Genomic DNA, 7,886 nt, shown 5'->3' with positions numbered 1-7,886 from the left:
TCCCAGATTTTCAGGGTTTTATCCCATGAAGCGGAAACCGCCTTTTGCCCGTCGGGGGTGATGGCGACGGCATTTACCCAGCCGGTATGCCCGGTGAGTGTCCGCACCGGCTCGCCGCTATTCAAGTCCCAGATTTTCAGGGTTTTATCCCTAGAAGCAGAAACCGTCTTTTGCCCGTCGGCAGTGATGGCGACTGCAAATACCGTGCCAGTATGCCCGGTGAGAGTCAACACCGGCTCGCCGCTATTCAAGTCCCAGATTTTCAGGGTTTCATCCCATGAAGCGGAAACCGCCTTTTGCCCGTCGGGGGTGATGGCGACTGCTTTTACCGAGTCGGTATGCCCGGTGAGTGTCCGCACCAGCTCACCGCTCCTCAAGTCCCAGATTTTCAGGGTTTCATCCCATGAAGCGGAAATCGCCTTTTTCCCGTCGGGGGTGATGGCGACTGCATTTACCGGCGCGGTATGCCCGGTGAGGGTGCGCAGGAGCGCGCCCCCTGGGGGGATCAGGTTGGGCGTCAGAGGGCGCAGCCAGAGTGCGCCTTTCCACTGTTTTGCTTGCTGCAGCATGGACTGAATGTCTGAATTTCCCCCTTGCCCCTCCTTGTTCAGGGCGGATTGGGGGGGTTCGAGCAAGCGCCCCAGCAATTGCCCCGCCAGTTGCGTTTTATCTTGTTCCAAAATGTGCGCCGACAGTCGAATCGCCCCTTGAATCAATGTCAGAGTTTTCGCTCGCTCCCCAGACAGGCTCAGGTCTGGATTGCTGCCCAGAGTATAATCCTCAATGAGCGGCTGCGCCCCCAAGGCAGAAACTTTGGCCTCGATGAAATGGAAGTCAGTCAGCCAGCGGTACAATTGCTTGCCTCGCCCCGCCTTGGCCATGTGATTGGGTAAATGCTTTAAGGCATACTCCCTGTCTTCTGGCAACAGGCTGTCCAACTGTTTCCCAATATCCGCTACTCCCAACCCACCTGTCAGCTCATCAACAATCCGAGCGTTAATTTTTTCAATGTACGTCATCGCCATACGCCTCAACAATGTCCTTGCGAGCTAAAAAATCGGCGAAGCTTTTGTGATAGAGGGCGTAGCGGGTTTCGCCACCCACCGGCACCTCGCGCAAAAACTGCTCCCACTCGTCGAGTACCTGCTGCACCGTCACCGCCTTTTCCCCAGACCATTTCGCAAGCAGCCGGCGTGAGACGGGTTCGCCAGCTTGAGCGAGGAAGTACACAATCGCCACCTTGTGCATGGGCAGGGGATTGGACATCATCCCCATGCGCCGCCAGTGATGCTCGTAATATTGCTCCAAACCTTTCGGCAAATTCTCCAGTGTCAAATCTCGGTACGCACCGCTCTCGATGTCCTCCAGCACATAGCGCAGGTACATGAAATTATTCTCGCTTTTCTCCGCCACCGCCGTCACGAACGCCTCAACCGGCAATCCCTTCCCTGCAACCCACTCCTGCAGCTTCCCACTGCTGCCGGTGCGTTTTTGAATATAACTCTTGACATCTTCCAGACTCTCTGCAGGGTACTGCATCAAGTCAAAAGTCCGCTCGTTACTGACGTGCAAAGACACGGGTTGCGGTCGTTTCGACACAAGGAAATAGACCCCATCCGGCAAAGAATGGGGCAAGTAAAGCACATTACTCCCGGAAGTCTGGCTTGTCAAGTCCACCTCATCCAGAGCATCCACCACAATCACCAGCTTTTTCCCGCCCAGTTTAGCGCTAACTTCCCCCAGCAGCCGCGCCAAAAAGTTGCCGTCCGCTGTCGCGTTCGCAGGCAGCGCGGTATAATTCAGCTGGAAACCTTTAACCAACTGCGTGCAGACATTCTCCAGAAATTGCTCAGCGCGGGTAATGCCTTGGGATTGCACGTTAAAATGCGCCACACACCGCCAATTCATTGCCAGCACGCACATCGCCATAATGGCGCTTTTGCCAACGCCCGGTTCCCCTTCCAGGATAAAATAGCCCTTAGGACTGTTGCGCACAAACTCCCGAATCGCCGCAAAGACAAATTTCCGCCCAACGAAGTCTCGCGTCTTCTCGTGAATAATCGTCTCGCACTCATAGGGAAGCGGAAGGCGCGGCGCGGAAGAGTCTGCAAGTCTTTCCAACACTTCCCGAATCTCCGCTAAATCAGTGCGGATGCCAACTCCTGCTGTATCCAGCCGCGCTATTAGCTGGCACATCTGCTCTTGAGTCGCCACCCCCTGCAATTTTACCAGAATCTCTCCCGTCTGAAGCCCCAACTGCTGGAGATAGCCGAGCGCCTCTTTGTGCAACTCCAGCAGCATCCCCGCAAAGGCTTGACTGTCCCGTTTCAGCACCTGGCGAAAGGCGCGGGGAAAGGTGGCGTGCAGCTCACCGGCAACTGCTTTTATTATATCACAATCGAGCGTTTTGTGTTGAGAGCGAGCCAAATCCTTAAGGAAGTTTTCCCAAGTAGCGGCGTCGGAGCCGGTGACTGTGGCAAACTCTGTAGGGTCCGGGGAAAAAATCTTGGCTAGCTGAGCTTCCGGAATCTGGAGAGAAGTTGCCGGTGCGCCGGCTTTTGTGTTAATATTCAGCCAATAGTCAGCCGTGTTGCCGGCGAGCTGACAGAGGTCTTGTTCTGGATAAGGCAGCCCCTTGCGCTCCGCAATTTCAATCAGAGCGTCAGATTTAGCCGCCTCTCTGATAACAAGGCTTATAGCTTCTCCTGCCGCTTCTGTCAAGTCGCGACTGTGGAGAACTTTCTGACTGTTACTGAGCTTCTCAACCAGATAATTGCCCAATTCAGTCGCCGTCATATTGCCGGCGACACTAGCGGCGATAGTTGAGAGCACATTAGCCGCCAGCACACCACCCGCTGCCGGTCCCCCCAAAGCCGTCGCGAAGGTTTGTCCCACTCCCAACACCGCGCTCCATCCCAGCAGCTTAATTTTAGTATCCATTTCCATGAGTGCCACAGAGAGAACTTCCTGAGATTCTCTTAACATAGCACAATTTATGTTAAAATACAAGGGGGTGAGAACATGCCGGTGCGGCCCCCTCTCCCCACAGACAATTCCTTCTTGGCGTCCTTGGCTCAGGAGCGGTTCATTCCCAAATAAACTCCTCCCAGACATGCCCCATTCCCAATCCAAAATCAAAAATCCCAAATCCTTTCATCGCAATGATTGATGCAAAATTGTTAGTAGTAGCCACCGGCAATCCTGGCAAACTGCGGGAAATGCAGGAGTATTTGACTGATTTAAACTTGCAACTGGAGCTAAAGCCCGACGAACTTGATATTGAGGAAACCGGCACCACATTCATGGAAAATGCTTGCCTGAAGGCGTCGGAAGTGGCCAAAGCAACGGGCCGGTGGGCGATAGCGGATGATTCTGGTTTAGAAGTGGACGCCCTCAACGGCGCACCGGGCGTTTATTCGGCGCGTTATGGCAAAACTGACGCTGAGCGGATCGACCGGCTGCTGCGGGAACTCGGAGACGAAAAGAACCGACAAGCGCAATTTGTCTGTGCGATAGCGATCGCACGTCCTGACGGTGCGATCGCCCTGCAAGTGGAGGGGGCGTGCCGGGGGGAAATCCTCCACGCTCCAAGGGGTGCCGGCGGTTTCGGCTATGACCCCATCTTCTATGTCCCAGAGCACGACCAGACCTTTGCGGAAATGACGCCGGAGTTGAAGCGGCGCTGCAGCCATCGGGGTCAAGCGTTCCAAACCCTGCTCCCCATGCTGGGTTCAGTGCCCGACTGCTGAATCAGCCAGCAGGGGGTGAGGGGGGGAGGTGCCGGCGCTGCGCCAGGATGATGGAAACTTTTTCTCCCGGCGCTTTAATCCCCTCAAGCTCCCCCTCCCCGCATGCGGGGAGGGGGTTGGGGGGTGGGGTTCTTTGAGCCGGCGCAAAGCGCAACGCCCTGGGAGTCGAACTCCGCTGCTTTCCCCGATTCTCATCCAGAAGAGTCTAAATCGCTTCCTCGTTCCGTTCGCCGGTGCGAATGCGGATAATTTTCTCGACCGGCGAGACGAAGATTTTACCATCCCCAATCTCGCCGGTGCGGGAGGCGGAGATGATTTTGTCCACTACCATATCGACCTGGTCGTCGTCAACAACAATTTCGACTTTCAGCTTTTGCAGGAACTCGACGGTGTACTCGGAACCCCGGTATCGCTCGGTTTGGCCTTTCTGACGCCCAAAGCCTCGGACTTCGGAAACCGTCATGCCGACAATGCCGGCGTTGACCAGGGCGATTTTGACTTCATCCAGTTTAAATGGCCGTATAATGGCTTCTACCTTTTTCAAGGTTGTCGCTCCTTAGTGTATAAGTCGGTTAGCTTCCTGTAACTTATAGCATTGAGGTGGCGGCGAGAGGAGAGCTGTATGATAAATTCAGGAACCGGGGGGCAACAAAACAGCCAGCTGAATCCTGGGAACGGGATTGAAATAGACGGCGAGAGCGTTGAGCGCCTGCCGGCTCAGCTCGGAGTGCGGGAGAGTGAGCCCGCTTCCCTTCGCTCGTCGCTCCTCACGTCGGACTGCATTTATTCAGCTTGGGTTTCCGCCACCGGCGATGCGGTTGTGGAGTGGGTGGCGGAAGGCATAGAGCAATTCACCGGCTACAGCGCCGAAGAGGTGAGGGCCAGGGGGGGCTGGGCGTGCTGGATTCATCCGGAGGATTGGCCCAAATACCAGCAGTTTGCCCGGGAAATCGCCAGCCATCGAGCCGGTGCGGTGGAGTACCGGATTTTCACCAAGCCGGGGGAGGTGCGGTGGCTGCTGGATATGGCCCGACCGGCAGGGGATGGGGCGTCTGGGGGTGGGGCAAACGGCGCGAACGGCGAGGCGAACGGCGGGGCGAACAGTAAGGGTGTGCGGGTTGCCGGTGCGGTGTTCTGTCAGTCCCGTTTGCCGGAGTCAGCCGGCCAAAAATTCTCCCCGCCGCCCCCGGATTTAATTGTACCTGCGGACGACCGGCTCAAGCCGCCGGTGGGAGAGGCAAGCAGCTGCTTGCAGGCGTCTGAGGAGCTGTGGCAAGTCACGGATCAGCTGCGAGCGGTGTTGGATGCGGTGCCGGGAAGTGTGGCGTGGATCGGAGCCGATTTGAAATACTTGGGCGTCAACCGCTATTTAGCGAAAGCCTTCAACATGCCCCCAGAAGCATTTGTGGGCCGGCACATCGGCTTCCTGGAGTCGGGCTCGCAAACGGTGGCCTTCGTGCGGCAGTTTTTTGCCGGCGCGGAGTCAGAAGCCTCGGCAGAAGTGGAGTGGGAGGTGAGTGGGACTCCGTTCAAATATCTGATTGTAGCGCAGAAGTACATGCAAGGGCAAGCCGCTGTGGTGGTGGGGATTGACATCAGCCAGCGCCAGCAAGCGGAGGCAGAACTGCGCCACTCTCAAGCCACGATTCAAGCATTTTGTGAGGTGCAAGCCGCCAGCGAACTGAGTTACAGCGAGCGCCTCCACCGGCTGTTAGAGCTGGGATGCCAGTGGTTTGGGCTCTCTACCGGCATGTTGGGACGGATTGAAGGGGATCGGATCTCGGTGATGGCGGCGCACTCGATCGACACTGGCATCGCCACCGGCGCGGTTTTCGATCTGCCGCAGGGGGATTGCCGCCAACTCTGGCTTCCGGAAGGAATTGTCAGCTTCAGATCGGGGGGGTCAAAAGGGCAGCGCCACCTGTCCTGCGCCGGTGTGGAAATCGAGGCGTATCTCGGTGCGCCGGTGCTGGTGGGGGGGAAAATGTACGGCACGCTCTGCTTTTTGCAATACGGCTCAGGGGATTTAGCTGAGATCAATGGAACGCCGGCGCTGCCTGAATTTATTGCCCACTCACTGGCTCCCCGCCACCGCAAGTTCAAAACGGTGGAAAAAGAATTGCTGAAGCTAATGGCGCAGTGGGTGGGGGGTGAGATTGAGCGCGAAGAAGCCGCCGCCAAGCTGCAGCAGCAGTTCGACCGCGCCTTGCTGCTGCGGCAAATTACCCAGGAGATTCGCCGCAGCTTGGACACTCAGCAAATTTTGCAGACGACGTGCAATTTACTGGGCAGTGCGTTTGGCGTCAGTCGCTGTTTGCTGTTTGTTTATGAAGGGGAGTCCATGTGCCGGTTGCGCTGTGTGGCGGAGTATCTAGCGCCGGGGCAAACATCGGCACTGAATGTGGAGATTCCGGTGACAGGCAACCCCCACGCCGAGCAGACAATGGTTCAAGACCGGGCGATCCCGATTGCAGATGTCCGCACCCATCCTTTGATGAAAGCGTCTCTGTCCCGCTGTCGCCTGTTTAAAGTGAAATCCATGTTGGGGATTCGCACGTCCTATCAGGGGGAGCCGAATGGGGTGATTACTTTGCACCAGTGCGACAGGTTGCGCGAGTGGAAAGAGGATGAAATCGAATTGCTCGAAGCGGTGGCGGAGCAAGTGGGGATTGCTCTAGCGCAAGCTCGCCTGCTGGAGCAAGAATCCGGGCAGCACCGGCAGCTGGCTGAGCAAAATTTGGCGCTGGAGCGGGCGATACAGGCGGCGGAAGCGGCTAACCGCGCCAAGAGCGAATTCCTGGCGATGATGAGCCACGAAATCCGCACGCCGATGAATGGGGTGATTGGCATGAGCGGCTTGCTGCTGGATACGGAACTCGATGAGGAGCAGCAAGAATATGCCGAAACGGTTCGCAGCTGCTCTGAGGCGCTGCTGACGATTATTAATGATATCCTGGATTTCTCGAAAATTGAGTCGGGCAAGCTGGAGTTGGAGGAGCAGCCGTTTGAGTTGCGAGCGTGTATTGAGGCTTCTATGGCCCTGCTGGTTCCGAAGGCTGCAGAGAAAGGCTTGCAGTTGGGATACCGGTTTGTTGGGCCGGTGCCGCAGGTGGTGCTGGGGGATGTGACGCGGTTGCGCCAAATTCTGGTGAATTTGTTGAGCAATGCGGTTAAGTTTACGGATGCCGGTGAGGTGGCGGTGCTGGTGACAGCCCAGAAAATAGGGTCGGGGAGTGGGGATGGGTTTCCATCCTGTTTCCAGAATTCAGCCGGCAAAAAATTGTCCGGCAGGCACTCGGACCTGACTGTGGCCGATCGGGATTGCTCGGTTTGGGAAATCCAATTTGCGGTTGACGACACCGGCATCGGCATTCCCGCTGAGCGCATGAACCGCCTGTTTAAGTCGTTCAGTCAGGTGGACGCTTCTACGACGAGGCGCTATGGCGGTACGGGACTGGGTTTGGCGATTAGCCAGCGCTTGAGTGAAATGATGGGGGGTCGGATGTGGGTCTGCAGTGGGGGCGCGATGGCCGGCAATCCCCCGCCTGACTGGCAGCCGCCGGCGGCACAAACTCGGGGATCTGTGTTTTATTTTACTGTGATTGTCCGCGCTCTCCAACCCGCTATGCCGGCAGCCAGTTGGGATGAGGATAGCGCTGATCTTGAAGCGGAGATGCCCCCACTCGGTGAGCTGCTTCCCCTGCGGATTTTGCTGGCGGAGGACAACCGGGTGAACCAGCGCGTGGCGCTGCTGATGCTGGAGGGGTTGGGGTATCGGGCGGATGTGGCGGGGAATGGGCTGGAGGTGCTGCAAGCTTTGCGCCGGCAGCCTTACGATCTGGTGCTGATGGACGTGCAGATGCCGGAAATGGACGGACTGACGGCGACTCGCCTGATCTGCGAGCAGTGGGCGCAGGCGTGTCGCCCCAGGATTGTGGCCATGACTGCCGGTGCGATGCAGGAAGACCGGCAAAACTGTCTCGATGCCGGTATGGATGATTTTATCAGCAAACCCCTCCGCCTTGAGGAACTCAGGGCAGCCCTGGAGCAGTGCCAGCCACTCGCGTCTTTTAAGGGTTAGGGCCAGAAAGAGGTAGAGAAACCCGGTTTCTTAAAGAAACCGGGTTTCTGGGCCAT

Annotated in this window: 4 protein-coding genes and 1 pseudogene; 2 read left to right on the top strand and 3 right to left on the bottom strand. The window is 57.1% G+C overall.

Going from position 1 to position 7,886, the window contains the following annotated elements; genetic code table 11:
• Nucleotides 1-1,019 (bottom strand): annotated as a pseudogene (locus OSC10802_RS39260) (beta-propeller domain-containing protein); the annotation flags it as partial.
• Nucleotides 1,006-2,985 carry an ATP-binding protein gene (locus OSC10802_RS0108605; protein WP_017716384.1) on the bottom strand — a complete coding sequence of 660 codons (1,980 nt, stop codon included), beginning with the start codon at nt 2,983-2,985 and terminating at the stop codon, nt 1,006-1,008. The pseudogene OSC10802_RS39260 and the gene OSC10802_RS0108605, both read right to left, overlap by 14 nt.
• Before the next feature lie 176 nt (nt 2,986-3,161).
• Between OSC10802_RS0108605 and rdgB the strand changes: the two genes are divergently transcribed.
• The gene (gene rdgB, locus OSC10802_RS0108600; protein ID WP_017716383.1) at nt 3,162-3,749 is read left to right on the top strand and encodes an RdgB/HAM1 family non-canonical purine NTP pyrophosphatase; all 588 of its coding nucleotides are present in this window, start codon (nt 3,162-3,164) and stop codon (nt 3,747-3,749) included.
• 205 nt (nt 3,750-3,954) lie between these two features.
• Here rdgB and OSC10802_RS0108595 read toward each other — a convergent pair whose 3' ends face one another.
• Entirely contained in the window at nt 3,955-4,293 is a 339-nt protein-coding gene (locus OSC10802_RS0108595) for a P-II family nitrogen regulator (protein WP_017716382.1), read from the bottom strand.
• A gap of 78 nt (nt 4,294-4,371) precedes the next feature.
• Here OSC10802_RS0108595 and OSC10802_RS39255 point away from each other — a divergent pair, with 78 nt between their 5' ends.
• Nucleotides 4,372-7,830, top strand: coding sequence for a response regulator (locus OSC10802_RS39255; RefSeq protein ID WP_017716381.1), 3,459 nt, complete (start codon nt 4,372-4,374; stop codon nt 7,828-7,830).
• Nucleotides 7,831-7,886 lie beyond the last annotated feature (56 nt).

The organism is Kamptonema formosum PCC 10802 (assembly GCF_000332335.1).
Classification (GTDB): Bacteria; Cyanobacteriota; Cyanobacteriia; order Cyanobacteriales; family Oscillatoriaceae; genus Oscillatoria.
The sequence above is the reverse complement of the archived record's forward strand: the minus strand, read 5'-3'. Positions and strand labels throughout refer to the sequence as shown.

Bases quoted from the DNA above. Each gene is read 5' to 3' on its own strand.
- rdgB (WP_017716383.1), top strand. From the start codon at position 3,162: ATGATTGATGCAAAATTGTTAGTAGTAGCCACCGGCAATCCTGGCAAA.
- OSC10802_RS0108605 (WP_017716384.1), bottom strand. From the start codon at position 2,985: ATGTTAAGAGAATCTCAGGAAGTTCTCTCTGTGGCACTCATGGAAATG.
- OSC10802_RS39255 (WP_017716381.1), top strand. From the start codon at position 4,372: ATGATAAATTCAGGAACCGGGGGGCAACAAAACAGCCAGCTGAATCCT.